General features: G+C 36.1%; 26 protein-coding genes. 19 read left to right on the top strand and 7 right to left on the bottom strand.

Annotation, left to right across the window (positions count from 1 at the left end):
* Nucleotides 1-58: 58 nt before the first annotated feature.
* Nucleotides 59-583: a hypothetical protein gene (locus tag JEOSCH030_RS04615; protein WP_185125448.1), complete on the bottom strand. Its 525-nt coding sequence runs from the start codon at nucleotides 581-583 to the stop codon at nucleotides 59-61.
* Nucleotides 584-692: 109 nt separating this feature from the next.
* Complete coding sequence (locus JEOSCH030_RS04610; RefSeq protein ID WP_185125447.1) at nucleotides 693-1,154, bottom strand: S-ribosylhomocysteine lyase; 462 nt, start codon at nucleotides 1,152-1,154, stop codon at nucleotides 693-695.
* A 110-nt stretch (nucleotides 1,155-1,264) separates the two neighbouring features.
* On the opposite strand from JEOSCH030_RS04610, the gene JEOSCH030_RS04605 reads away from it, so the two are divergent.
* Nucleotides 1,265-2,272, top strand: a complete 1,008-nt coding sequence (locus JEOSCH030_RS04605; RefSeq protein WP_185125446.1) for an ABC transporter ATP-binding protein — start codon at nucleotides 1,265-1,267, stop codon at nucleotides 2,270-2,272.
* Nucleotides 2,273-2,335: 63 nt separating this feature from the next.
* On the opposite strand, the gene JEOSCH030_RS04600 is transcribed toward JEOSCH030_RS04605, so the two are convergent.
* Together JEOSCH030_RS04600 and JEOSCH030_RS04595 are read right to left on the bottom strand one after the other, a co-directional pair.
* Nucleotides 2,336-3,619 (bottom strand): nucleobase:cation symporter-2 family protein, encoded by a 1,284-nt coding sequence (locus JEOSCH030_RS04600; RefSeq protein ID WP_185125445.1) that lies wholly within the window; start codon nucleotides 3,617-3,619, stop codon nucleotides 2,336-2,338.
* Nucleotides 3,619-4,200, bottom strand: coding sequence for a xanthine phosphoribosyltransferase (locus JEOSCH030_RS04595; protein ID WP_185125444.1), 582 nt, complete (start codon nucleotides 4,198-4,200; stop codon nucleotides 3,619-3,621). The genes JEOSCH030_RS04600 and JEOSCH030_RS04595 overlap by 1 nt, the downstream gene beginning before the upstream one ends.
* A gap of 172 nt (nucleotides 4,201-4,372) precedes the next feature.
* On the opposite strand from JEOSCH030_RS04595, the gene JEOSCH030_RS04590 reads away from it, so the two are divergent.
* From JEOSCH030_RS04590 to JEOSCH030_RS04530, 13 genes are all read left to right on the top strand, one after another.
* A complete protein-coding gene (locus JEOSCH030_RS04590) occupies nucleotides 4,373-5,134 on the top strand; it encodes a GntR family transcriptional regulator (RefSeq protein WP_185125443.1) in 762 nt (253 codons plus the stop codon).
* Nucleotides 5,135-5,263: 129 nt separating this feature from the next.
* Nucleotides 5,264-5,683: a phosphonate C-P lyase system protein PhnG gene (locus JEOSCH030_RS04585; RefSeq protein ID WP_185125442.1), complete on the top strand. Its 420-nt coding sequence runs from the start codon at nucleotides 5,264-5,266 to the stop codon at nucleotides 5,681-5,683.
* Nucleotides 5,684-5,693: 10 nt separating this feature from the next.
* Nucleotides 5,694-6,254: a phosphonate C-P lyase system protein PhnH gene (phnH, locus tag JEOSCH030_RS04580; RefSeq protein WP_185125441.1), complete on the top strand. Its 561-nt coding sequence runs from the start codon at nucleotides 5,694-5,696 to the stop codon at nucleotides 6,252-6,254.
* Complete coding sequence (locus JEOSCH030_RS04575; RefSeq protein ID WP_185125440.1) at nucleotides 6,255-7,319, top strand: carbon-phosphorus lyase complex subunit PhnI; 1,065 nt, start codon at nucleotides 6,255-6,257, stop codon at nucleotides 7,317-7,319.
* Nucleotides 7,319-8,173 carry an alpha-D-ribose 1-methylphosphonate 5-phosphate C-P-lyase PhnJ gene (locus JEOSCH030_RS04570; RefSeq protein ID WP_185125439.1) on the top strand — a complete coding sequence of 285 codons (855 nt, stop codon included), beginning with the start codon at nucleotides 7,319-7,321 and terminating at the stop codon, nucleotides 8,171-8,173. The genes JEOSCH030_RS04575 and JEOSCH030_RS04570 overlap by 1 nt, the downstream gene beginning before the upstream one ends.
* Nucleotides 8,157-8,999: an ATP-binding cassette domain-containing protein gene (locus JEOSCH030_RS04565; protein WP_185125438.1), complete on the top strand. Its 843-nt coding sequence runs from the start codon at nucleotides 8,157-8,159 to the stop codon at nucleotides 8,997-8,999. Before JEOSCH030_RS04570 ends, JEOSCH030_RS04565 begins: the two co-directional genes overlap by 17 nt.
* An 11-nt stretch (nucleotides 9,000-9,010) precedes the next feature.
* Nucleotides 9,011-10,186 carry an alpha-D-ribose 1-methylphosphonate 5-triphosphate diphosphatase gene (locus tag JEOSCH030_RS04560; RefSeq protein WP_328794785.1) on the top strand — a complete coding sequence of 392 codons (1,176 nt, stop codon included), beginning with the start codon at nucleotides 9,011-9,013 and terminating at the stop codon, nucleotides 10,184-10,186.
* A gap of 10 nt (nucleotides 10,187-10,196) precedes the next feature.
* On the top strand, nucleotides 10,197-10,895 hold the full coding sequence (locus tag JEOSCH030_RS04555) for a phosphonate C-P lyase system protein PhnL (RefSeq protein ID WP_185125437.1): 699 nt from the start codon (nucleotides 10,197-10,199) through the stop codon (nucleotides 10,893-10,895).
* Nucleotides 10,895-11,725: a PHP domain-containing protein gene (locus JEOSCH030_RS04550; RefSeq protein ID WP_185125436.1), complete on the top strand. Its 831-nt coding sequence runs from the start codon at nucleotides 10,895-10,897 to the stop codon at nucleotides 11,723-11,725. The genes JEOSCH030_RS04555 and JEOSCH030_RS04550 overlap by 1 nt, the downstream gene beginning before the upstream one ends.
* An 83-nt stretch (nucleotides 11,726-11,808) precedes the next feature.
* Nucleotides 11,809-12,870 (top strand): PhnD/SsuA/transferrin family substrate-binding protein, encoded by a 1,062-nt coding sequence (locus JEOSCH030_RS04545; RefSeq protein ID WP_185125435.1) that lies wholly within the window; start codon nucleotides 11,809-11,811, stop codon nucleotides 12,868-12,870.
* Nucleotides 12,871-13,089: 219 nt separating this feature from the next.
* Nucleotides 13,090-13,857: a phosphonate ABC transporter ATP-binding protein gene (gene phnC / locus JEOSCH030_RS04540; RefSeq protein ID WP_185125494.1), complete on the top strand. Its 768-nt coding sequence runs from the start codon at nucleotides 13,090-13,092 to the stop codon at nucleotides 13,855-13,857.
* 8 nt (nucleotides 13,858-13,865) lie between these two features.
* The gene (locus JEOSCH030_RS04535; protein WP_185125434.1) at nucleotides 13,866-14,678 is read left to right on the top strand and encodes a PhnE/PtxC family ABC transporter permease; all 813 of its coding nucleotides are present in this window, start codon (nucleotides 13,866-13,868) and stop codon (nucleotides 14,676-14,678) included.
* Nucleotides 14,678-15,499: an ABC transporter permease subunit gene (locus JEOSCH030_RS04530; protein ID WP_185125433.1), complete on the top strand. Its 822-nt coding sequence runs from the start codon at nucleotides 14,678-14,680 to the stop codon at nucleotides 15,497-15,499. The genes JEOSCH030_RS04535 and JEOSCH030_RS04530 overlap by 1 nt, the downstream gene beginning before the upstream one ends.
* A 63-nt stretch (nucleotides 15,500-15,562) precedes the next feature.
* Here the strand turns inward: JEOSCH030_RS04530 and JEOSCH030_RS04525 are convergent, their stop codons facing one another.
* On the bottom strand, nucleotides 15,563-15,829 hold the full coding sequence (locus tag JEOSCH030_RS04525; RefSeq protein WP_185125432.1) for a hypothetical protein: 267 nt from the start codon (nucleotides 15,827-15,829) through the stop codon (nucleotides 15,563-15,565).
* 112 nt (nucleotides 15,830-15,941) lie between these two features.
* Here JEOSCH030_RS04525 and JEOSCH030_RS04520 point away from each other — a divergent pair, with 112 nt between their 5' ends.
* The 5 genes from JEOSCH030_RS04520 (at nucleotide 15,942) to JEOSCH030_RS04500 (ending at nucleotide 21,879) form a co-directional block, all read left to right on the top strand.
* Nucleotides 15,942-16,760 (top strand): alpha/beta hydrolase, encoded by an 819-nt coding sequence (locus tag JEOSCH030_RS04520; protein WP_185125431.1) that lies wholly within the window; start codon nucleotides 15,942-15,944, stop codon nucleotides 16,758-16,760.
* A 16-nt stretch (nucleotides 16,761-16,776) separates the two neighbouring features.
* Nucleotides 16,777-17,364: a nitroreductase family protein gene (locus JEOSCH030_RS04515; RefSeq protein WP_185125430.1), complete on the top strand. Its 588-nt coding sequence runs from the start codon at nucleotides 16,777-16,779 to the stop codon at nucleotides 17,362-17,364.
* Between the two features lie 251 nt (nucleotides 17,365-17,615).
* On the top strand, nucleotides 17,616-18,902 hold the full coding sequence (locus tag JEOSCH030_RS10845; protein ID WP_235962218.1) for a polysaccharide deacetylase family protein: 1,287 nt from the start codon (nucleotides 17,616-17,618) through the stop codon (nucleotides 18,900-18,902).
* Nucleotides 18,899-20,227 carry a putative glycoside hydrolase gene (locus tag JEOSCH030_RS04505; RefSeq protein WP_185125429.1) on the top strand — a complete coding sequence of 443 codons (1,329 nt, stop codon included), beginning with the start codon at nucleotides 18,899-18,901 and terminating at the stop codon, nucleotides 20,225-20,227. Before JEOSCH030_RS10845 ends, JEOSCH030_RS04505 begins: the two co-directional genes overlap by 4 nt.
* A gap of 239 nt (nucleotides 20,228-20,466) precedes the next feature.
* Nucleotides 20,467-21,879 carry a purine-cytosine permease family protein gene (locus JEOSCH030_RS04500; protein WP_185125492.1) on the top strand — a complete coding sequence of 471 codons (1,413 nt, stop codon included), beginning with the start codon at nucleotides 20,467-20,469 and terminating at the stop codon, nucleotides 21,877-21,879.
* A gap of 28 nt (nucleotides 21,880-21,907) precedes the next feature.
* On the opposite strand, the gene JEOSCH030_RS04495 is transcribed toward JEOSCH030_RS04500, so the two are convergent.
* Nucleotides 21,908-23,143: a dicarboxylate/amino acid:cation symporter gene (locus JEOSCH030_RS04495; protein WP_185125428.1), complete on the bottom strand. Its 1,236-nt coding sequence runs from the start codon at nucleotides 23,141-23,143 to the stop codon at nucleotides 21,908-21,910.
* Entirely contained in the window at nucleotides 23,121-23,987 is an 867-nt protein-coding gene (locus tag JEOSCH030_RS04490) for a prephenate dehydratase (protein WP_185125427.1), read from the bottom strand. Before JEOSCH030_RS04490 ends, JEOSCH030_RS04495 begins: the two co-directional genes overlap by 23 nt.
* Nucleotides 23,988-24,142 lie beyond the last annotated feature (155 nt).

Here is a 24,142-nt window from a genome sequence, read left to right as displayed (position 1 = left end):
AAGCACTTCACTCTAGGGAAAACTTAAAGAGTGAAGTGCTTTTTTATGATCAATATTTCTATACAATTGGAGTAAACAATGCCGTTGGTATTAGAATAATCCAAGGTGCCATAACTAAGGTTGATATGATGGCAGACTTGGTAATCTGTTTATCTTCATCGATATATTTACCATAAATTTTTTGAGTTAATTTATATTGAGCAAAGATCAAAATAATAAATAAAATCAGAACAACAGCTGCGCTAAAGATGCTATTAAAAGGATTAGCGATGACGCCTTCATAGTAGGCTACAATCCAGTCTGGTGTCTGGTTACTAATTTCCTTCACTTCATCAAATGATGAAGGTGATGCTCTAAATAATGGATCGATGTAGAGTGATAAATAGAGTAGACCAGCTGCAAGTAAATGTGCGCCAATATCTGTTAACCAAATTTTCCAAGATGCTTTAACAGTGATTTCTTTACGTTGATACTTCTTGTCTAAAGGCAGATAGATTACGAACCAGTCAATTAGTAATTTTAAAGGTATAAAAATAAAAGCGATGGGTGTAATCAACCACATCAACCATATTGGTGTAATCATGTATTAGGACCTCTTTCTAAAAATTTTATCCTATTAATATTAACGATTGAAATTCATCTTGTAAAATAAAAAGAGATACTCTGTTAAAGAGTATCTAAAAATATGTCTATTATCTGAAGACAACTGACCATTCATTTCTACCTTCAAGCATTTTACGTGCGATTTCTTTAGCACCTTCTAAGCTATGGCTAGCTGCCCATCCACATTGTACTTCATTACAAGCTGGGACTTCTGTCGCTTCTAAGACGTCATTTAAAGTTTTCTCCATGACATTTTCTATGCCATCTTGGTCATTATCATTTAAAACTGATAGATAAAAACCTGTTTGACAGCCCATTGGACTTAAATCAACCACACGGTCGTGATGATTGCGAATATTTTCGGCCATTAAATGCTCGATAGAGTGCAGAGCTGGCATATCCATATGTTCTTTGTTCGGTTGGCAAAAACGAATATCATATTTGTAAATTACATCACCATGCTCACCTTCACTTGTGCTGGCAAGTCTAATGTATGGTGCAGCAACTTTAGTATGATCAAGATTGAAACTTTCAACATTCATCTTTTTCATGGTTTCACTCCTTATTAATACTTAAATTCATCATATTATAGTCTGGTGACAATTGGCAACTGTAGTTCTTAAATTGTATACTTTAATTAAGATAAGAGGGGCTGTATAGAATGGTTGCTAAAATTAGACTAGAAAATATTACTAAGCGTTATTCTAATAAAGAAGATGCCATACTGGAAAATATCAATCTTGAAATCAAGAGAGGAGAATTCTTTGTCCTAGTGGGTCCATCAGGGTCTGGCAAAACTACTTTACTTAGAATGATTGCAGGACTTGAAGATATTTCAATGGGTAGTATTTACATAGATGACCAAAGGATTAATGATCTTAAGGTCCAGGATCGGAATTTATCTATGGTCTTTCAAAATTATGCACTGTATCCGCATATGACGGTCAAAGACAATATATTATTTGGTTTAGAATCAAGGAAAACTGATAAAGAACATCAAGATAAAAGACTTAGAGAAGTAAGCCAAATGCTAGGGATAGAAAAGGTGTTAAAAAGAAAACCGAAACAATTATCTGGTGGACAACAACAAAGAGTTGCACTCGCTAGAGCTGCTGTCAGTCGGATGCCTGTTTGCTTGATGGATGAGCCATTATCAAACTTAGATATGCAGCTAAGAACCCATATGAGACGTGAAATTAAGAAATTACAGCAGGATTTAAAACTTACTATGATTTACGTCACTCATGATCAGACCGAAGCGATGACTATGGGAGATAGGATTTGTGTCATAAATGAAGGTAAGATTCAACAAGTAGATCGTCCAATAAATATCTATAATCATCCAAGCAATCAATTTACGGCGGAGTTTATCGGTATCCCTAAGATGAATATGGTAGAAGTTTCTGAGCTTGATTTAAATGTTAAACAAGCGACTTATGTAGGAATTCGGCCAGAACATGTCATAGAAGGTCATGATTACGAAGTGCAAGTAGACAGTGTTGAGCAGCTGGGCATGGATACTATGTTTTCATTTATGCTTGCAGATAAGGTCTGGTATGCTAAATGGCCAGGACAACACGAGATAAAAATAGGTGATGTTATCGGCATTAGTTTTAAAGATGATTCCCTTCATTTTTTTGATCAAGATGGATTAACAGTTAGTATTTAACCCTGATATAGTGTAAAAAAGCGGCTTAAAAATCTTGTATTTAAGATTTTTAAGCCGCTTTTTTTATTCTGGTTTAATTATGGATTTGAAATTAAAAATAGCATTCATGACAATCGCCGTTAAACTTCCCATTACGATACCTGAAGAGGTAATGACAGATAGGCTAGCTGGTAGAGATGAGAATATATCTGGAACGACAGTAACACCAAGTCCCATACCAACGGAAATCGCTACAATTAACATATTTTCTTGTCTTTGAAGGTTAATATGTGACAGCATTTTGATGCCTGCACTGATGACCATACCGAACATTGCGATCATTGCACCACCTATAACTGGTCCTGGGATTGCGAGTGTTGCTGCACCAATTTTAGGTACTAGACCAAGGATGACTAACATGATTCCTGCAATGTAGATAATCTTTAGTTTTCTAACGCCTGAGATTTGAATGAGTCCGACGTTTTGAGAAAAAGTAGTATAAGGAAAGGCATTAACTAAACCACCAAGAATTATTGCAAGTCCTTCTGCACGGTAACCTCTTTTTAAATCATGACCATCAATTTTTTTCTTAGTAATTTCACCGAGTGCAAAATATACACCTGTTGATTCGACTAAGCTCACAACAGCGACCAGTGTCATCGTTAAAATAGGCAGGATATGAAATTCAGGTTTACCAAAGTAAAAAACTTGTGGTAAATGAAGCCAGCTCGCTTCTTTAATAGGAGCAAAATCTACCATACCAAAGAAAGAGGCGAGAATTGTCCCACCGACAATTCCACATAAGATTGCAATTGCATTTAAAAATCCTTTAGCAAATTTTAGTATTAAAAGAATGATAATCAAGGTAGAAAAGCCAAGTAATAAGTTAACTGGTGCTCCGAAATCTTCAGCACCTTGGCCACCGGCTAAATCATTAAAAGCGACTGGCATTAAGGTGATACCAATGATAGTGACAACTGTACCAGTCACAACTGGCGGGAAAAACCGGATTAACTTACTAAAAATCGGCGCAATCAACACTACAATAAGACCAGAAATTAAGATTGAACCGTAGACAGATTGAATGCTGTAAGAATTGGCAATATTAATAATTGGACCGACTGCTGTAAATGTACAACCGAGTACAACAGGTAGTCCGATACCAGAAAATTTATTTTTCCATACTTGTAATATTGTCGCGACACCACACATCATAATATCAATGGCGATAAGATAGGTTAGTTGTGTCGGTGTTAAGCCAATCGCATTACCGACGATTAAAGGGACAATAACAGCTCCAGCATACATAGCGAGAACGTGTTGAAGTCCTAAAGAGAGGTCTTTTACGTTTGAAGTCTTTTCAGTCATTAGTTTTGATCCTCTTTAAAGACAATTTCACCAGCTGCAAGTGACTCAATACGTGCGAGTGATTCGACACGGTAATTTTTTTCTTCCAGCATGTCTCTTCCAGGCTGGAAAGACTTCTCAATCACAATACCGATGCCGATAACTTCAGCTTCCGCTTGATCAACTAGGCTGATTAAAGCATTGGCAGCTTCCCCATTTGCTAAAAAATCATCGATGATTAATACCTTGTCGTCTTGTGAAATAAATTGGTCAGACACACTGATTATATTTGTTTCTTGCTTTGTATAAGAATAAACTGGTGCAGTGTACAGTCTATCTGTATGAGTTAAAGACTTTCTTTTTCTAGCAAAGACCACTGGTATCTTAAAATTTAAAGCTGTCATAACAGAAGGCGCGATGCCAGAAGATTCAAGAGTCAATATTTTCGTTATATTTTGATCCTTAAACAAACGATAAAATTCTCGCCCAATCTCGACCATAAGTTCTGGATCGATTTGATGATTTAGAAACTTATCTACCTTTAATACTTTATCTGATAAGGCAGTACCTTCATTTAAGATTTTTTGTTTTAAAGCGTCCATGCTAGATTCTCCTTTGAAATAAGTCTATGTGAATGTATTAATATTAACAGAAATAACGAACTTATCAACGGTTTTTATAAAAAAAGTTCATATTTTATAGTTTAATATGAAATATCACAAAAAAATATTCGTATATTGACGATAATAGAAAGATTTCGAGCAAAATTGTATAATGTATTATATTACTTATGGAAATGAGGTAGACGAGGTGGAGATTTCTAAAGAAACGTTGATTCGTACCTCTGTACATGAAATGATACTGACTGGTGAACTGCAGTATGGGGACCGACTACCAAGTGAAAATCAATTAGCAGACAAGTACCAAGCTAAAAGAATCGATGCTAGAAATGCCTTAGTACAGTTAGAGAAAATGGGCATAGTGCACAGCATGCAAGGGGTTGGACGATTCGTTAACGAGCCATTACCAACGATTGATTTTACTGTTACTGGAGCGACAAGCTTTTCTCATAAGATGGAAGAACAAAACATTCCATATGAAAGCAAAATTATCTTTGCGGATTATGCTAATACTAAGGAACATGAAGATTATAGAGCATATTTAAACCTACAAGATGAAGATAAAATTTTTAAAGTTTCAAGACTTAGAATTGTTGATGGTTTACCTTGTGCGATTCATATTTCCTACATTAAAGAGAGTATTTTCCCAAAAATAAATGAAGAAAAGGATCAATTGACCTCGGTGTATTCTTATTTTGAAGCAAAAGGTTTTAATCACCTAGTTAGTAAAGAGAGAACTTTATCAGCTCAATTTGCGACTTTAGAAGAAATGGAGCAGTTGGATTGTAGCGAATTAGTGCCGCTTTTAGTGTTTGAAACAGGAACTTATGATAAGAAAGAGAATCAAGTCTTGGAAAAAGTTAAAATTTTATATAGAAGCGATCTGTTTAAACATCAGTTGTCAGATGAGAGATAGATAAAAGAGTCAGGATAATATCCTGGCTCTTTTTTTAATAATTATAAACATAAGCTTTACATTACTTTACTAAGTTTAAACTTTCCACACTTGGCAACAAGTTATGGTTAGTTCATAGGAGGGTGTGACATGGACAGAAAAGAATGGTCAGCACTTATAGCAAGGTATGGAAGACAAGAAGCTTTAGAATTTTATGAAAAAAATAAAGAGACATTAGATTTTGATGTAATCAGCGGTCCAGAGCTTGGATTAACGATGGTCAAGATGAGAGAGCACGCTCAAAATTCATTATTTTATATCGGTGAAGTATTAATCACAGAGACCAAAATTAGGAATCAAGAAGACGTTGGTGTCGGCTTAATCAAAGGTGAAGACTATGAATTTTCATTGAGTATGGCTTTCATTGATCTATGTTTTAAACTGAATGAATTTCAAAACGATTTAAACGTTTTATTAAATAAATTAAAAGAAACTGAAAAAGAGAGTGTCAAAGCACACACTAATAAAATCTTACAGACAAAAGTTAGCTTTGACATGATGAATGATTAGGAGGATTAGCTTGAATACAATTGTACATAAAACTCAAACTGTCTATCGTCAACTAATCAATGTGTCCAGCCGTCCTGGACATATCGAAACAGTGGAAGAAGAATTGAGTAACTATACAGATTTTTCAAAGGCAAATTTACTGACGTGTGTGACACTTTTTGATAATGAAATTACTTATATGACAACAAATGAAGTGATGGAAAAAGAAGTTAAAGTTTTAACAGGTGCAAGGAAAGCTCATGATCTTAGTACGACCGATTATATTATTTCTAAAAGAAGCGACTTAAAAGAAGAATTCTTCACACAAACAAAGCATGGTGTTTTAGCTTCACCAGAAAAATCAGTGACTATATTAATCGACTTAGACTCTCTAAATGAAGGTCAAACTTATCAGTTAACAGGTCCGGGGATTAAAGATACTCAGACAATTAACATAGACCTTGACCCAAGTTGGATAGAACTTAGAAATCAAGCTTGTCAGGAGTTTCCTCTAGGTTTAGATCTTATTTTAACCGATAAACACAACCAACTGATGATGATTCCTAGAACGACTAAAGTGGAGGTGAAGTAGATGGGTTACGTTGCAGTCAAAGGTGGCGCTAATGCCATAAATAACTCAGTACTCATGTACAAAAATAGGAGACTTGTTGATGGAGAAGATATTGAAGTTGAAAAAATTAAGACGAATATGCGTCCTCTCATTAATCAGGTCATGAGTGAAGCGAGTTTCTACGACAGAGACACAGCAGCCTTCGCAATTAAACAAGCTGAAGGCAATATGGAAGAAGCAGTGTTTCTAATGAGAGCGCATCGCTCAACTTTACCAAGACTGTATTACTCTACTATTACAGATACAAGAGAAATGTTTGTAGAAAGAAGAGTATCAGCAAGTTTTAAAGATATTCCAGGTGGACAAATTCTTGGCGCATCACCAGATTTTACGCACAGATTATTGGACGATGCTTTAAAAGAAGTAGCAGACGGACCGAGTCAAGAAATCGATTATAAAGAAATACCGTTTAACTACGACTTAAATAAATTACCTAAGGTGATTGACTACCTAGAAAAAGAAGGTCTCTTTATTAGAGAACCAGAAAATAATGATGAGCCTGATGACATTACTAAGAAAACGATAGAATTCCCGAGTACTCGTAGCCAAAGACTACAAGGTTTAACACGTGGACAAACAGGGGCTGTGACTTCACTAGGTTATGCAGAAATTCGTGGATATGGAATCGCATCTCACCCAAATATTGGGGAATGTCGTGTTGGTCAGCAACCGGTTTGTGTTGATTTTGAAGATGGTTACGGAGAATATTTCATCGGTGATTATGAAATGACTGAAATTGATGGTTTCATGCCTGACTTAGATGAAGACCAAGATGAAGATATGCACATCAAAATAGGATATGGCCTTGTCTTTGGACAGAATGAAACGAAAGCTATTGCTATGAGCGTTTTAGACTACAGCCTGGAACATCCTAAAAATGGTGTAGCAACTTCTGATGATGAGTTTGTCTTATATCACATCGATTCAGTAGAATCGACTGGCTTTATATCACACTTGAAACTTCCACACTATGTAACCTTCCAGTCTAAATTAGATCGTATGCGTCAAGGAAGGGAGAGTAAATAATGAGTCAAAACTTTGCATTTTTAGATGAACATTCTAAAAAAGAAATTAGAAGACAAACCTTAAAAGCAATTGCCATTCCTGGTTACCAGGTACCATTTGCTTCACGTGAACTTCCGATTGCACGAGGATGGGGAACAGGTGGTTTACAGCTGACTCTATCTTTAGTCGGTCAAGAAGATATCGTTAAAGTAATTGATCAGGGTTCAGACGAATCAGTGAATGCCGTAAATATTAGAAATCTCATCCAGAGTACTACTGGAGTAGAAGATACGATTCATACTAGTGAAGCGACCATTATTCAGTCGAGACATAGAATTCCGGAAGTGCCACTAAAACCTTTCCAGATCTTGGTCTTACAAGTACCAACTCCAGAACCTTTAAGATCAGTTGAACCGAGTGAAAGAAAAACAAAAATCCTTCATGGAGATAAAGAATACAGTGGTGCTTACATTAAACTTTTTGAACAAATTATGAGACATGGTCATATTACTGACGATGCTGATTATCCAGTTTTGGTAAATGGCAGATATGTGATGGCTCCGAGTCCAATTCCACGCTTTGACAACCCTAAGATGAACCACAACGATGGTCTAATCTTACTTGGGGCTGGGCGTGAGAAGAAAATTCATGCAGTACCACCGTATACAGATGTTGCCTCACTTGCTTTTGAAGATTATCCGTTTGAAGTTGAAGATTTCTCTGACAAGGTTTGTAGGGAATCTGGCTTAAGTGGTGTGTACATGGATGAACTGGTAGATGAAGAAACTGGTGAAACATATTACATGACTAACGATACAAGTTACATGCTTGAAAAAATGAACGAGGAGGAAGACCTACATGCAAATCACCGATGATGTGGTTTTATCAGTCAGAGAATTGTCCAAGCAGTTTGGAGAAGGTTGTAGTTACTGTTTAGATGAAAATGGAGAACTGCAAAAAAACATGTGCCCGAAGTGCCACACAGTCTATGCCACAAAAGATGTAACTTTTGACTTATATAAAGGTGAAATCTTAGGTGTTGTAGGTGAGAGTGGTAGTGGTAAAAGTACTTTGATGAAGATGTTGTACTTTGACGAAGATAAAACGACAGGCCAGTATGTTCTTCCAAAAGATCCTAAAAATGAGCACAATGTGTTTGAAGTGTCGAGTCAAAGAAAGAGACAAATTAGAAACGAACAGCTTGGAATGGTCTACCAAAACCCAATGCTCGGTTTAAAGATGGACTTTTCATCAGTGACAAATATTGCTGAGAAATTAATTGCGAGTGGTAACAGAAATGTTAAAGAGATGACAGATCGTGCTGATCATTTCTTAGAAAAAGTAAATATTCCTTTAAGAAGAAAGTATGAAGCCCCAAAAAACTTTTCAGGGGGAATGCAACAACGTGTTCAAATCGCCAAAGCATTGTCGAACTATCCACCAATTTTGCTCTTAGATGAAGTGACAACAGGACTTGATCTATCTGTTCAAGCAGACGTCTTAGAACTGATTAAAGAAATTCAAAGAGATATGGGTGTCAGCATGATCGTTGTGTCTCATGACTTAGCAATCATCCGTATGCTTTGTGACCGCACAATGGTGATGTTAGACGGAAAAGTTATTGAGCACGGTATTACGGACCAAATCCTAGAGGATCCACAACACGAATATACACAACAACTCGTTTACTCAATCTTATAAGAGGTGACATTTTGATTATTATAAACGGCAGAGTCATTACAGAAACGGATATTCTAACGAATCATGCGGTAGTCATTGAAGATGACATTATTAAAGAAATTATTCCAATGGAAGAAGCTTCTACAGAAGGACATAAAAGAGTAATAGATGCAGAGGATGGCTATGTTGTACCGGGCTTTATCGACATTCACTCTGACTATATAGAAGGCATCATCGCTCCAAGACCAACGACTGTAATGGACTTTAATATTGGAATTAAAGAGTCGGAACGCATATTAAGTTCACACGGAATTACGACCATGTTCCATTCACTATCTATATACAAAGAAGATTTATTTGGGCATAAGCCAGTAAGACAACCTGACAATGTTAACAAACTCATCCATGCGATTCATCGCACTCACAATGAAGAGCATCTAATCAGACATCGTATGCATGCGCGCTTTGAGCTCGATGCAATAGAGATGAAGGACAATATAATTGACCACATTAAAGAAGGTCGAATCCATCTATTAAGCTTTATGGATCATACACCTGGTCAAGGACAGTACAGAGATATTGAAAATTACCGTCATACGATGAAAGGCTATCAGGATATTTCTGATGATGAAATTGATAAACAAATCGATGATAAAAAACAAATGGAACGTTTATCAATCGATGAAATGAAGGACTTAGCAAACCTCGCACATCAATTCAACATTGGTGTAGCATCGCATGATGATGATACAACAGAAAAAATTGATTTCAATGAAACACTAGGAACAACGATTTCAGAATTTCCAATTAAGATGGATGTTGCAAAATATGCGGATAAAAAAGGACAGTATACCTTAGCCGGAGCACCAAACATCATGCTTGGTGGTTCTCACTCAGGAAACTTAAATGCTAAGGATGCAATTTTAGAAGATTGTATTTCTATTCTTTGTAGTGATTACTATCCACCAGCAATGCTACATTCTGTATTTAAACTTCATAGAGAAACGGATTATCCATTAGTAGAAGGATTTAAGTTGATTACTTTAAATCCTGCTAAGGCAGTCAAAATGGATCAGGAAATTGGCTCGATAGAAGTTGATAAAAAAGCAGATTTAAACGTCATTAGACTCTATGATGATTATCCTACTATAACTGAATGTGTGGTTAACGGTAAGATTGTCAGTCAATACAATTACAGAATAGATTAGGAGCTTATCTATGATTAAAATTGAAGATTTTAGTAAATCTTTTACCATTCATCATTTAAATCAAACGAGACAGGCAATATCAGGTGTGTCATTTGATGTAAAAAAAGGTGAATTTTTAGGTATTGTCGGTGAAAGTGGTTCAGGTAAATCGACCATTTTAAAAAGTATTTATGGTACTTACAAACCGACCACAGGAACAGTTGAATACGATTCAGAAGCATACGGTAAAGTAAATCTTCATGGTATATCGGACCGTGCCCTGATTCGCTTACGCACACAAGAGATCGGCTACGTATCACAATTTTTAAAAGTGATGCCAAGAACAACAACTCTAGAGTTAGTGATCAACTCTATGCTCGAAATGGGTGTGGATAAAGAAACAGCTGAAAAAGAAGCTGAAGAAGCACTTACGCACTTCGATATTCCAGAAGCATTGTGGCATAACTATCCCAATACTTTTTCGGGAGGTGAAAAATTAAGACTCAATATCGCATGTGCCATTGTAAAAAAACCGCGATTACTTCTCTTAGACGAACCGACTGCATCTTTAGATGAAAAATCTAAACTGAAAGTTCGTGAGACTATCTCTAAACTAATTGAGGGTGGCACGACACTAATTGGAATCTTCCACGACTTAGAGTTTATGGATGGGCTTTGTACGAAAGTTTACGACATGAATACAAAAACAATCGAGGAGCGTGCATTGTAATGACTAAAATAGATTTGCATGTACATAGTGACTTTTCCGATGGTAATGATAGTGTAAATAAAGTGTTAGATCTCGCTAAATCCCGTGACGTGACTATGTTAAGCTTCGTCGATCATGACACAAATTTGACATATAATGAAGCGTTACCATATGCGAAAAGCTTAGGAATTGACTTAATTCCAGGAATAGAAATCTCAGCATATGACTATAAAAGAAAGAGAAAAGTTCATATTTTAGCTTATCAGTACGATCTTGAGGCGACTAATATTAAAAAATTAACAGAACCTTTACTCAATAGACGACATCAACACTCTTTATCACAAATTGACAAGATTAGAGAATATGGCATCGATGTGGATATGGATAAAGTGATGGAAACCGTTGGTCCACTTGGTGTTGTTTACAAACAACACATCATGCATGCAATCTGTGATGAGCATTACACTGATCCGCGTTATACAACTAAATATCGTACCTTATTTAAAAATCAAGGACCTGCCAGTGGTGATATAGCTTACATCGATTGTCTGGATGCTTTAAAAGCCATTAGATTGGACAAAGGATTAGCTGTTATTGCACACCCTGGTCAATTAAACAGTTATGAGTTGATAGAAGAATATCATGAGTATATCGATGGAGTAGAAAAATATCATCCAGATCATAACCAAGAAGATTATGACAAAGTAGATGCTTTAGTGGATAAATATGATTTCTTTATCACAGGTGGCTCAGACTATCACGGTGATTTTGGAGCAACAGTCGAGATTGGTATAGATAGTGAATTGTTAAGAGAAACGGAGCATTATTTAGATAAGATAAACCTCTGTTAAATAGCTGTAAATCGCATTTACTTAAGTTGAGAAATATCATTTAATTAAGCATGTAAAAAAAATATCATAAAAGGAGTTTCAAAATGAAAAAGTTCCTCAATACAGTGCTAGGTCTATCTGTTGTTTTATCTTTAGCAGCATGCGGAAGTGAAGAAGATTCAACAGATGAGGCATCAGCAGCAAGTGAAGACTCAGATGACCCAATCAATTTAGTTTGGTACCCTAACGAGTCTGGAAATGAGTTAGCAGATGCACGTGATGAAATCGGTGCAATCATAGAAGAAGCAACTGGAAGAGAAGTAGAACATGAGTTGACAACTGACTATGCCATTGCAATTGAAAGTATTGTTAACGATAATGCAGATCTAGCATTTACAGGTGCTGAAGGATACATACAAGCCAAAGAACGTAACGATAATATTGTCCCAGTCGTTGTACCATCTGGCCCGTCAGGAACTGAAGAAGACGCGCTATACTACAGTTGGTTTGCGACAAAAGTAGAAAACATGGAACAGTATGAAACTGGCGATGGGGAGTACTCGATCGATGAGTTCCCTGGTAAAAACTTTTCATTTGTCTCAACATCATCAACTTCTGGATTTAGAGTACCAACTTCAACAATCGTTAATCACTTCTCTGAACAAGAAGAGTACGCTGACTTAACTGCAGAAGATTTAGCAGAAAGCGGAAAATTCTTTGAACAAGTGAGCTTCGGTAACACTCACCAAGGTTCAGCAGTTAACCTACTTAACGATACAGCAGATATCGCAGCCTTCTGTGATACTTGTGTTGAAAACTATGTGGAACTTGCTGAAGGTGAAGAAAACACACCTGGTGCGATTTACGAAGTATCAGAAGGTGCTGCAGATCCATTCGCTAACTTAGCTGGTGAACAGTTCGGTATTATCTCAGCAACACCAGTCTTAAATGCACCGTTCATTGCTAACGAAAGTACCTTAGGTGAAGATACAGTCAAAGAACTTCAAGATTTATTCTCATCTGATGGAGTTGCAAATAATGAAAAAATATTTGTACCAGAAGATGCAGAAGAAGGTGGACTGTTTGAGAAAACAGCCGATGAGCGTTTTGTAGTCGTTGAAGACGAGTGGTTCAACCCAATTAGAGAATTAAGTCAAGGCAACTAAGCGATAAAAAATATTTAACATAAGAGGGGATAGCCCCTCTTTTTAATTAGGAGGCAATCATCCATGGCGGTGGATAAGAAAGTAAAAGAAGTAAATAAAGTCGAAGAAAGAACGGACTTTAACAAAAAAGCAACGGACAATGTACTTATTTCATTCGATGAAGATATTGAAGTGACAGGGCAAGAGGTAGAAACTTTATCTAAAAAAGAAGTTAAACAAATGCCTGTCATCATGTCTATCGACAATTTATATAAAGAGTACTCAAAAGGGAAAAATGTCCTAAAGGATATTAGTTTTGATATTAAAAAAGGTGAATTACTGTCGATTATCGGACCATCCGGAGCTGGGAAATCTACACTTCTTAGATCTATCAACCGCATGATTGAGCCAACCTCTGGAACAATTACCTTTAATGATAAGGACATTACTAATGTTAAAGGTAAAGCATTACGTCAGATGAGAACAAACATTGGAATGATCTTCCAGCACTATAACCTTGTTGATCGTTTATCGGTGTTTGAAAATGTACTGCACGGTACTTTAGGATATAAAAACAGTTTACAGGGCATTTTCTCAATGTATACAGAGTCCGAAAAAGAAGAAGCTTTGGATATTATTACTGAATTAGGTATAGAAGACCATATCTATAAACGCTGTGACGAATTATCTGGTGGTCAAAAGCAAAGAGTCGGTATTGCAAGAGCTCTCATCCAAAAGCCAAAAATTATACTTTGTGATGAACCGATCGCTTCCCTAGATCCTTCATCTTCAAGAGTGATTATGGAACATTTAAGAAAGATATGTAATGAAAAAGGTATTACAGTCATCGTGAACCTTCACCAGGTAGACGTTGCTAAAAATTATTCAGATAGAATTGTCGGATTAAACACAGGGGAAGTCGTTTTTAATGGTCATCCGAGCGAAATAAATAAGGAAGTCATTCAAAATATTTACGGTACTGATTTTGATGACCTCATTATGGAGTAGGTGTAAATATGAGTAAAACAAGTACTTTAAAAGCAAGTGACATCAATATAATTCAAAAGAAAAACTTGATGTTGCTCTTAACAGTGGTCATCATTGTTGCGCTTACCATGCTTGCGAGCTACATTACAGACTATAATCACATCGATGGTTTAACTTCAATACCTGCGGCAATATCTTGGATGGCGAGCAACATGATTTTTTCTCAATCAACACTCGCTAATCTTAGCAATGTTTTAAGACTTCTATGGGAAACTATCTTAATTTCAATTGTCGCAACAACGACTGCTTCAGTGTTTGCAATTCTGTTTGCCTTGTTAGGTTCTAGCCTAACTTATATAAATAAGCCTTTTATGTATCTAGCTAAAATTATTGCTTCAATGTCACGTAACATTCCTGTTGTTGCCTGGGCTTTAATATTAGTCATTAGTTTTGGTACAAACTCTATGACAGGATTTTTAGCACTGTTCTTTGGTTCATTTGGTTTCTTGGTGAGAGCTTTTATAGAAACCATTGACGAAGGTAGTCGTGATTCAGTCGAAGCACTTAATGCAACTGGAGCAACTTACTGGCACACAATCTTTAAGGCGGTGTTGCCTGGTTCTATGCCACAGATGTTTTCTTGGATTCTCTTTATGATTGAGACAAATATTCGTAGTGCAACCTTAGTTGGTTTACTTACAGGAACTGGTATCGGTTATCTATTTGACCTCTACTACAAACAGTTAAACTACGAGATGGTCACTTTAATTACCTTAGCAATTGTTGTGGCAGTCCTAATTATTGAGGCATTTTCTAATCTAATTAGAAGGGAGATTTTATAATGAGTTCAACAGTCGAATACAAGTCAAATGGAACCATTAAAGTTTCTAAGCCCAATAGAGGACAAACGGTCTTAAGATGGTTACTCATAGGCTCATTTATTTTTACAATTGTCGGCTTTTTCTTAATGGATTACACAGGTTTGGATTTAACACGTGCCATTCCGATGACCATAGATAACTTGGGTCAGATGTTCTTATCACCAAGCTTGAATAATACGACATGGACCAATGCTCTATGGCAAGTTGGTGTCACTTTATCCTTAGGTTTCTTAGCGACAATTTTAGGTGCAGTTGTTTCTTTATTCTTAGCATTTGGAACAGCAGTGAACTTATCTAAACCTTGGTTAAGTAATACGATAAAAGGCTTTATAACAATCGTTCGTGCCGTTCCGACTGTACTATGGGTTCTGATTTTTGCTATTGCTGCAGGTTTAGGTGCAGTCGCAGCAGTAATAGGAATGATGTTCCACTCAATTGCTTATTTAGTAAAAGCGTATAGTGAAGCTTTTGAAGAAGTAGACGAAGGTAAGATTGAAGCACTGAGAGCTTCAGGTGCGAGTTATGGACATATCTTATTCCAAGTCATAGTGCCACAAACTAAAAGTTATTTGATATCTTGGACTTTCCTCCGATTTGAAATTAACTTTGGTGTTGCTGTTGCTATGGGAGCAGCAGCTGGAGCAGGTGGTATAGGTTATGAATTATTCATGGCTTCAGGATTCTACTACGATATGCAGGAAGTGGGAGCCATTACCTTGATTATTCTAGTTGTTGCAATTATTTTAGAACTCCTTGCAAACCGCTTGAAAGTATCAGCATAATATTATAAAAAAGATGCGCTTAACTCCGTGAGGATTAAGCACATCTTTTTTTATGTTTAAATCTTATAAGAAAAATATCACATGAATCAGAGTAGGTACGACAAAGCTTCCAATGAATGTCATGTAAAATAAATCTGGACGCTCATTTTCTTTAGCATTTTTGTAAGCAAGTGATCTAAAAATAATAGAAGCGATAAAAACAAAAATGATAAAAGCAAAGAATCCAGTCGTATAATAAATGAAATTAAAGTAAATAAGGGCAATGAACATAATTAAATAGAGCAGCAAGCCACTGACTACAGATATTATGTATTTAGTTTGAGTAGACATAACAACGACCTTCTTAAGTATTTTACTTTATGATAGCTTAAGCGTTTTCGATATGCAATTTTGACGGAATAAGGTTATAATTTCATGTAATATAGAGATGGGAGTGAAGGATATGTCATATGTAAAATATATCGAATCCAAAGATGGTACCCTCTTATACACCAAGGTTCAAACACAAGAAGAACCGGAACTTGCTAAAGGAACGATTGTTATTGTTCATGGTTTAGCAGAACACTTAGGACGTTATGATGACTTTGCAGGTACATTAATTCGTTCAGGTTTTAACGTCATTCGTTATGATCAACGTGGTCACGGACACTCATCAGGTGAGGAGACCTTTTATCTAAATCATGATGAAATGACAGATGATTTAGGAGCAATTATTTTATATGTTAGAAATCATTTTCAAGGACAAAAATTGTTCTTACTCGGCCATAGTATGGGTGGGCATATAGTCGCACTCTACGGCACAAAATACCCAGGTAAAATTGATGGCTATATCACTTCAGGTGGTTTAACACGTTATAATCATGAACTCTTTAGCGAAGTGCCACTTGGCCTTGATATTAGTGACTATGTGAAAAATGAGTTAGGAGATGGTGTTTGCTCGACAGAAATTGTACGTAAACACTATGTTGAAGATGCTTTAAATAAAAAACGTATTTCAATTGGCTTGATTAGAACAATTGAAAATGGTGTGGATTATTTAAAATTAGAAGCGAAAGACTTTAGAGACCCTGTCCTCATTTTACATGGAGAAGAAGACGGCTTAGTGTCGGTTAAAGACTCTGAGCAATTTTATGAAGAAATATCTTCAAATGATAAAGAATTAATTATATATCCAGATTTAATGCATGAAATTTTAAATGAGTTCTCTAAGAAAGATGAAATATTTGATAAAGTGATTTCTTGGATAGAAGCACATCGATAAGTGGAGGAAAGTTGACATGGAAGTAACTGATGCGATATTAACAAGGAGAAGCGTGAAGATTTTTAAAGATATAGAACCGGTGAAAAAAGAAGTGGTGGAAGAATTACTAGAAGCGGCAACTATGGCACCCAATCACCGTTTGACGGAACCTTGGAGATTCTTTGTTTTACAAGGTGATGGAAGGCTTCCGCTCTCTCGAGCAATGGGAGATTGGATTAAGGAAATTGAAGAAGATCCAAATAGTGACAAAGCTCAAAAACGCATGGAAAAAATGAAGCAAAAACCCCTGATTGCTCCAACTGTAATTGTTGTTGCGCTTAGTCATGATCCGAATGGTAAAGGTATCTACACAGAGGATGTGTCGGCGGTGTCAGCTGCAGTTCAAAATATTCTTTTAAGTGCACATAGTAAAGGCCTCGGTGCAATTTGGAAGAGTGGGGCAGTCTATAATTCAACACCTGTTAAAAAATTATTTAAACTTGGTGACAATGAAGAAGTCCTTGGAGTGGTCTTCATTGGTGAGTCTGATATGAAAAAGGAAATACCTTCTAGAAGGACTGGTTTTGAAGATAAAACAGTCTGGTTTACTGAGGATGAAGCCTAGATGAAGAAATTATCGATTTTATTTTTTTTATTAGGCACGATCTTATTTTTTAGTTTAGGACCAATCATTCCAAAAGATTATAATTTACTAGTCTATTTGATAATTTTCCTACTTTTTATTGCAGGAATATACTGTACAGTGAGTATAGATGACGATACTGAGTGAATTTTCTCAAATTTAATATGCGTATAAAAGTATAAAAAGGGTAATCTCTACATAGAGATTACTTTTTTTATAATTGAGGTGGAAATATGAGGAAATACATACTGGTGTTGACAATGTTTATAGTTGTTATACTGACTGCCTGCAGTAGCCCAGAAGATAAGTTCACATCAGAAGTGACTGATTTTAATGACAGTACTTTAGTAGACTTATCGGAAATTATAAATCAGCTCAATACCTATGAAGAAGAGTCCTCTAAGTTAGTAAGTGATGCTCTGACAGATGAGGATTTAGTGGCTTTTAAAGAGGAAGGTTCAGAACTTTACAAGCTGTTAGATAAACGTCAGGAAGAAGTTGATCAGCTTAGTGATGTGAGAGAACGTATTGATAAGCACAAAGAGAACATATCGAATATAGATATCAATGAAGCAGAAAGTATAAGTGAAAGTGATGTAAAAGGGCTCACAGATTCACTTAGCACTTTATCAGAGCAGACTAAAGGATTAGAAGACAATTACAATAATCTTTTAGAAAATGAACGGTCTTACTTTAAGTCTCTCGGTGAAGAAGATGCCGATTACACTCTCATGACTGAGGGCATGACAAAGATAAATGATGCTTATAGTAAAGTGCAAAGTAACTATCAAGATCTTAATAAACAACTGGGAAGTATGAGTGCCAACAAAGAGACAGAAAATGATAAGGCTGAGGCGGCTTCTAAAGAAGATAGTCTTTATCAAGTTGATCCAGAAACATCAGCCATTATTCCACTAGATCAAGAGACCGAAGAAAAAGTGGTGCTTTTAACGATTGATGACGCACCAGATGGGTACGCTCTAGAGATGGCACATACTTTAAAAGATTTGGATGCTCCTGCAATATTTTTTGTTAATGGTATGTTTTTAGAGTCAGAAGAAGGTAAAGCTGCCTTAAAAGAGATTCACGACTTAGGTTTTGCAATCGGTAATCATACTTATAATCATTTTAATCTTGATGAACTGACTCCAGAGGACGTGAAATTAGAAATTGTTGATACTTCTAGTTTGATTGAAGAAGTGATAGGAGAAAAACCAAAATTTTTCCGTGCGCCATTTGGAGTTAATAACGAGACTTCATTTGCTGTCGCTGAAGAACTTGGTATGACAGTGATGAACTGGACATATGGTTATGACTGGGAAGAAGAGTATCAAGATGCAGCTTCACTCAGTCAAATTATGACAGAAACAGAGATGCTTCAAAATGGAGCGAACTTATTAATGCACGATCGCATGTGGTCAAGTGAGGCTTTGAGTGACATTGTTACTGGTCTTAAGGATCAAGGATACGGTTTAGTTGATCCTGCAACAATCGAAGAGAATGCTGGGGTGAGTCAATGACAACTAAAAATTTTCTAATTTTAGTCGGTAGCATCCTCGTCGTTCTCTTCATCTTACTTGGTTTTGCTGTTAAGGCAGAGTTTGGTAGTGATGATGAAGTGGCGGAAGTAAGTGAAGAACAAGCACAAGAACAAAAAACAGAAGAAAAAGAAGAAACTGAAGAACAAGAAAAAAATACTGAAAAACAAGAAGAGAAAGCTAAAGAAAATGTCGCAACTATTAATCGACCTGAACTTAAACTAAGAGAAGGTAATCTCTATAATGCAGAAAATAATTCAGTGTTTGAATATCAATCTGGTGTAGACATTCCTTATCCTGATGATGGGGTGAAAGGTATTTATGTTACCGCGTTTTCAGCAGGTGGTGACCGTATGCAATCACTTATTGATCTTGTAAATAATACAGCTTTAAATTCTATGGTTATTGATGTAAAAGAAGATGTTGGTGATATCATGATGCCACTTGATAGTGAAAATGACACAGCGAAAAGCCACATGCAAGACTATATCGATGGTGAGAATCTCTTAAATCAAATGGAAGAAAATGAAATATATCCAATCGGTAGAATTGTAGTGTTTAAAGATACGAGACTAGCAAATGATCGACCAGATTTATCATTTTTAAATAGTGATGGTACTGTTTGGCAAAATGGCAATGGTGAGAGCTTTGTAAACCCATTCTTAAAAGAAGTTTGGGATTATAATATCGACATTGCTATAGAAGCGGCTAAGCTTGGCTTTAAGGAAATTCAGTTTGACTATGTTAGATTCCCAGAAGCATTTGAAACTATGTCAGGAGAATTAGAGTATGATCTTGGTGAGTATGATGCAGAAGGTGCTGATGAAGTACAAAATAGAGTTAATGCAGTGACAGATTTTGTATCATATGCAAAACAAAAATTAGAGCCATATGGGGTCGAAGTGTCAGTTGATGTATTTGGCTATGCAGCAACTCAAAGAGAGGCACCAGGTATTGGACAAAACTTCTCTCAAATATCTTCTAATGTGGATGTGATATCTTCTATGATTTATCCTTCACATTGGGGTGCTGGTGCTTTTGGCTATGATGCACCAGATTTAGAACCATACAATGTTATTAATGATTATATGGCAGTGGAAAATGAAGTATTAGGCGCACTTGAAGATCCACCTCAGTCAAGACCTTGGTTACAAGATTTTACTGCAAGTTATCTTGGGCCCGGTAATTACCTCGATTATGGAGCGAGTGAAGTTGAAGCACAGATTCAAGCTTTAAAAGATAATGGAGTAGAGGAATACTTACTCTGGGATTCTGGAAACACTTATTCTGAAGGTGTGAATTATTAAAAACCTTGAAAACCGCGTTTATCACTAGGGTAAACGCGGGTTTTTATTTATATTTCACAAACTTTTAAAAATTAGTTTCATTATTTTATAGATATAAATTTCATTCTTTTTTAAGTAAAATATAGTGAAATCAATAAACTGGTTACATTTTTCACTTTAGAAGATGAATTAATTGACATTTTAGTGTATAGTAAAATAGTTGTCAAAATTCAACCAGACAAAATTTCGACAGAATGGAGATGATAAGTTTGGAATCTGTGAATTCTTCTGAGAGAAATACTCAATCACAAGAAAGTGACCATTCCTTATCTAAAGTCCCATATGACGAAAGAAAAATGGGCTGGCTTAGTATAACGAATATTACATTTGGTATAGCCACAGCAATATTTTACTTTCAAATTGGTAGTGTAATGGCACTACAATTTGGTGCTATTAACGCTATGATATCAGCTGTATATGCAATTATTGTTGCGGGTATCATGGGAACAGTAATTGTTTACCTATCTGCACGTTCTGGTATGAACGTCAATTTGATGTCACGTGGAGGCGGTTTTGGTTACATAGGCGCTTCACTCACATCTTTAATATATGCTTCTAACTTTATTATGTACTGTGCCCTAGAGGGAATGATTTTAGTTTATGCAGTACACGAATTCTTTCCAGTTATCCCAATTTGGCTTTTAATTGTCGTTTTTGGCACACTTGTTATACCACTTAATTGGTTCGGTATTAAACAACTTGATAAATTACAAAAATGGTCATTGCCTATATTTTTCATATTCTTAATTACAGCCATAGTTGTATCATTCTTCACAACATCTAAATACGATGGTGCTTTTTGGACTTATATGCCTGAAGGTGTTCAAGTTGGGGGCACAGCTCTCTTATTATGTATTGGAATGCAGCATGGGATTATTGGCTTAACAGCTCTAATTGCTTCAGACTATGCACGTTTCTTGAAACCTGGCCATATCAAAGGCGGTTCACTAGCAATCGGCTTTATTCCACAAATCTTTTGTTACGGTGTAATGGGTGGACTTGGAATATGGTTTGGTGTGAGATTAAATGAACCAAATCCAGGGGTTTATATTGTACACCTCTTAGGTATTGGTGGTGCTTTATTTACTATGCTGACTCAAGTTCGTATCAACGTTACGAATATTTATAGTAGTTCATTATCACTATCGAACTTCTTTGAGAACGTATTTAAATTTACACCTGGACGTCGTTTCTGGGTGGTTGTTGCTGGAGTAACTGCAATGGTTCTAATGCTCGGTGGTATTGTCGATCATTTAGATACTGCATTAACTTTCCAAGGCGTATTTTTAATGGCTTGGGCAGCAATTTTAGTGACGGACTTTATCGCTGTAAAATTGTTGATGAAGATCGGTCCTGGTTACTATGAAGAACGTCAAGAATACCTCTATAAATGGAATCCAGTTGGCGTTGGTGCACTCTTGATTTCAAGCTTACTTGGAACAATCGCAGCACTTGGTTATATGGGTGACTTTTTAGCAAGTACAGCAGCCTTCTTCGCAGCAGCACTTGCAGCAGTTCTAACAATCATCATTGCTTACATTACTAAAGGTAAAAATTACTTAAATGCTGAAGTAAATGATATTGACCAAAGAGATATATTAGTTAAAAAATAAGAAAAAAGCATCCGTCTGGATGCTTTTTTTATTGTTCAAGTGGTGATAAGCCTTTTTTCTGTCTTCTTCTTTTTTCTGATTCATCGATAAGAATCGCGGCTGCTGAGTCACCAGTAATGTTCATAGTTGTGTAAGCCATATCTAATATACGGTAGATCGCTGCTATGGGTCCCATCAACTCAATAGGTAAGCCGAGTAAAGTTAAGAATGAAGCGCCGAGTACAATGCCACCACCTGGTATTCCAGGGGCTGCCATATTTATTAAGGTGGCAATAAAAATTAAGTAAACAATTTGACCGAAACCAAGTGAAATATCATAAAAGTCTGAGACAAAAACAGCAAGTAGACTAAATGATATTGCGCCACCAGCCATATTAATTGTCGTACCAAGTGGAACTACAAAGTTGGTAATCGCATCGCTGACTTTAAAATCTTGGTTTGTCACTTTAATTGTCGTCGGCATTGTCACAGCAGAACTTGTTGTGGCAAATGATACCAACCATACTTTGTAAATTCCTTTTAAGAAATCTACTGGCTTTAATCCTGTGTACAGCCAAACTGGAATTAACATAACAATGATAAAAGCAATAATACAAGCAACATAAGCAGTAACAATGTAAAGTCCTAGGGCAGAGAAGATGCCTGCTCCGTATTCAGCAACTGCGTATGCCATAAGTGAAATAATCCCAATTGGTGTAAGTTCCATAATGTAATTTAAAACTTTAAAAATTATTTTCGATAAGGAATTAATAAATGACTTAACGGGCTCAGCTTCCTTACCAACAGCGACAATTGCAATAGAGAAAATAACTGTAAAAATAATGGTTGCTAAAATATCGCCTTCAGTTAGAGCCATAAAGAGGTTATCAGGAATAATATTCATGAAAAAATCTTCAGCGTTTGGAGATGTTACTTCTCCGTCATAACCAGTGGCTTCAATATCAATGACTTTACCTGGTCTGACTAAGTATGAGATGAACAGACCAATGCCCGCTGTAAGTACAAACATTACAACAAAGACAAGGACGCTCTTAAAACCAATTCGACCTAAGTCTTTACCACTACCAATGTTAATAATTCCCGTAGAAACTGCGACAAAGATAATCGGTATAATCATCACTTTAATGATATTTAAATAAATATCACCAATAAATTTAATGTTTAGTGAGAACTCTGGTAAAAATATACCTAAAAGAATTCCGATAACGAAACCAATCGCAATCCGGGTAAATAGATGTTTACTACTTGTTAGAATTTGTTTCATTTTGGATGACTCCTTCGTATTCAGGTATCAACCCCTTATCATAGGAGCCTAAGATGTTAATATAAGACGTTTTATCTTCTAGAGCTTTTAGAGCAGCTTCAAAGTTCGAACGGTCTAGTCCATTTTCTATGTCGATAAAAAATCCATAAGAGAAAGGTTTATTTTGTATCGGTCGACTCATTAAGTAGACTAGGTTGATATTATAAGCTGTGAAAATATCTAAGATATGACTCAAGGACCCGCTACTATGAGTAGATTCAACATAGAGCGATGTTTTTTCACGTAATGTTTTTTCAGCTGATTTTTTTGTAAAAATTAAAAAACGTGTTGTGTTCAGCGGATTATCACTAATGTTTTCCCTAATGATATTCATGTCATACATCTGTGCTGCATGACTACCTGCAATGCTTGCAATTGTCTTATCGTCTGATTCTTTCACCATATGAACTGCACCTGCTGTATCACTAAATTCCTTGACCTCAATATGTGGATACTGGCTCAAGTAGGTATAGCATTGTTCAAGCGCCTCAGGATGTGAATATACTTCTGTGAGGTCATTTAGTTCAATTGGCTCTTTAGAAATTAAAGAATGATCAATTTTTATGTATATTTCTTCTACCGCTTTAACATCTAAGTATTTCATTAAATCTATAGTGCGGGTAATTGGACCACTAGTAGAATTCTCAACAGGTAAAGCGATGTAATCTACTTCATTATCTAAGAGAGCTTCGACTAAAAGCTTAAATGTCATGTAACCCTTTGTGCTATACGTCTTCTCCTTAGCGAATTTTTGACAAGCTAACGTACTATAACTTCCTTCAACACCTTGATAACCAATTTTCATTTTTAACACTCCTTAAATAATTAAAGCCGGTTGAATTCCTAGAGAATCCAACCGGCTGGGAGAACGATAAATATATTATATCCAGCCGATTAGATTCACTAATGGCTGTTTTTTTGCATTAAAAGCATCAGCCATTACAGATTAGGATGTGCCTA

It is taken from the genome of Jeotgalicoccus meleagridis (assembly GCF_903994045.1).
Classification (GTDB): Bacteria; Bacillota; Bacilli; order Staphylococcales; family Salinicoccaceae; genus Jeotgalicoccus; species Jeotgalicoccus meleagridis.
This window is presented reverse-complemented; position numbering and strand designations above follow the sequence as displayed.

Bases quoted from the DNA above. Each gene is read 5' to 3' on its own strand.
- JEOSCH030_RS04555 (WP_185125437.1), top strand. From the start codon at position 10,197: ATGATTAAAATTGAAGATTTTAGTAAATCTTTTACCATTCATCATTTA.
- JEOSCH030_RS04495 (WP_185125428.1), bottom strand. From the start codon at position 23,143: ATGAAACAAATTCTAACAAGTAGTAAACATCTATTTACCCGGATTGCG.
- JEOSCH030_RS04550 (WP_185125436.1), top strand. From the start codon at position 10,895: ATGACTAAAATAGATTTGCATGTACATAGTGACTTTTCCGATGGTAAT.
- JEOSCH030_RS04585 (WP_185125442.1), top strand. From the start codon at position 5,264: ATGGACAGAAAAGAATGGTCAGCACTTATAGCAAGGTATGGAAGACAA.
- JEOSCH030_RS04590 (WP_185125443.1), top strand. From the start codon at position 4,373: ATGTATTATATTACTTATGGAAATGAGGTAGACGAGGTGGAGATTTCT.
- JEOSCH030_RS04525 (WP_185125432.1), bottom strand. From the start codon at position 15,829: ATGTCTACTCAAACTAAATACATAATATCTGTAGTCAGTGGCTTGCTG.
- JEOSCH030_RS04505 (WP_185125429.1), top strand. From the start codon at position 18,899: ATGACAACTAAAAATTTTCTAATTTTAGTCGGTAGCATCCTCGTCGTT.
- JEOSCH030_RS04500 (WP_185125492.1), top strand. From the start codon at position 20,467: ATGATAAGTTTGGAATCTGTGAATTCTTCTGAGAGAAATACTCAATCA.
- JEOSCH030_RS04490 (WP_185125427.1), bottom strand. From the start codon at position 23,987: ATGAAAATTGGTTATCAAGGTGTTGAAGGAAGTTATAGTACGTTAGCT.
- JEOSCH030_RS04600 (WP_185125445.1), bottom strand. From the start codon at position 3,619: ATGACTGAAAAGACTTCAAACGTAAAAGACCTCTCTTTAGGACTTCAA.
- JEOSCH030_RS04610 (WP_185125447.1), bottom strand. From the start codon at position 1,154: ATGAAAAAGATGAATGTTGAAAGTTTCAATCTTGATCATACTAAAGTT.
- JEOSCH030_RS04615 (WP_185125448.1), bottom strand. From the start codon at position 583: ATGATTACACCAATATGGTTGATGTGGTTGATTACACCCATCGCTTTT.
- JEOSCH030_RS04530 (WP_185125433.1), top strand. From the start codon at position 14,678: ATGAGTTCAACAGTCGAATACAAGTCAAATGGAACCATTAAAGTTTCT.
- phnC (WP_185125494.1), top strand. From the start codon at position 13,090: ATGCCTGTCATCATGTCTATCGACAATTTATATAAAGAGTACTCAAAA.
- JEOSCH030_RS04515 (WP_185125430.1), top strand. From the start codon at position 16,777: ATGGAAGTAACTGATGCGATATTAACAAGGAGAAGCGTGAAGATTTTT.
- JEOSCH030_RS04570 (WP_185125439.1), top strand. From the start codon at position 7,319: ATGAGTCAAAACTTTGCATTTTTAGATGAACATTCTAAAAAAGAAATT.
- JEOSCH030_RS04605 (WP_185125446.1), top strand. From the start codon at position 1,265: ATGGTTGCTAAAATTAGACTAGAAAATATTACTAAGCGTTATTCTAAT.
- JEOSCH030_RS04535 (WP_185125434.1), top strand. From the start codon at position 13,866: ATGAGTAAAACAAGTACTTTAAAAGCAAGTGACATCAATATAATTCAA.
- JEOSCH030_RS04575 (WP_185125440.1), top strand. From the start codon at position 6,255: ATGGGTTACGTTGCAGTCAAAGGTGGCGCTAATGCCATAAATAACTCA.
- JEOSCH030_RS04545 (WP_185125435.1), top strand. From the start codon at position 11,809: ATGAAAAAGTTCCTCAATACAGTGCTAGGTCTATCTGTTGTTTTATCT.
- JEOSCH030_RS10845 (WP_235962218.1), top strand. From the start codon at position 17,616: ATGAGGAAATACATACTGGTGTTGACAATGTTTATAGTTGTTATACTG.
- JEOSCH030_RS04520 (WP_185125431.1), top strand. From the start codon at position 15,942: ATGTCATATGTAAAATATATCGAATCCAAAGATGGTACCCTCTTATAC.
- JEOSCH030_RS04565 (WP_185125438.1), top strand. From the start codon at position 8,157: ATGCAAATCACCGATGATGTGGTTTTATCAGTCAGAGAATTGTCCAAG.
- JEOSCH030_RS04595 (WP_185125444.1), bottom strand. From the start codon at position 4,200: ATGGACGCTTTAAAACAAAAAATCTTAAATGAAGGTACTGCCTTATCA.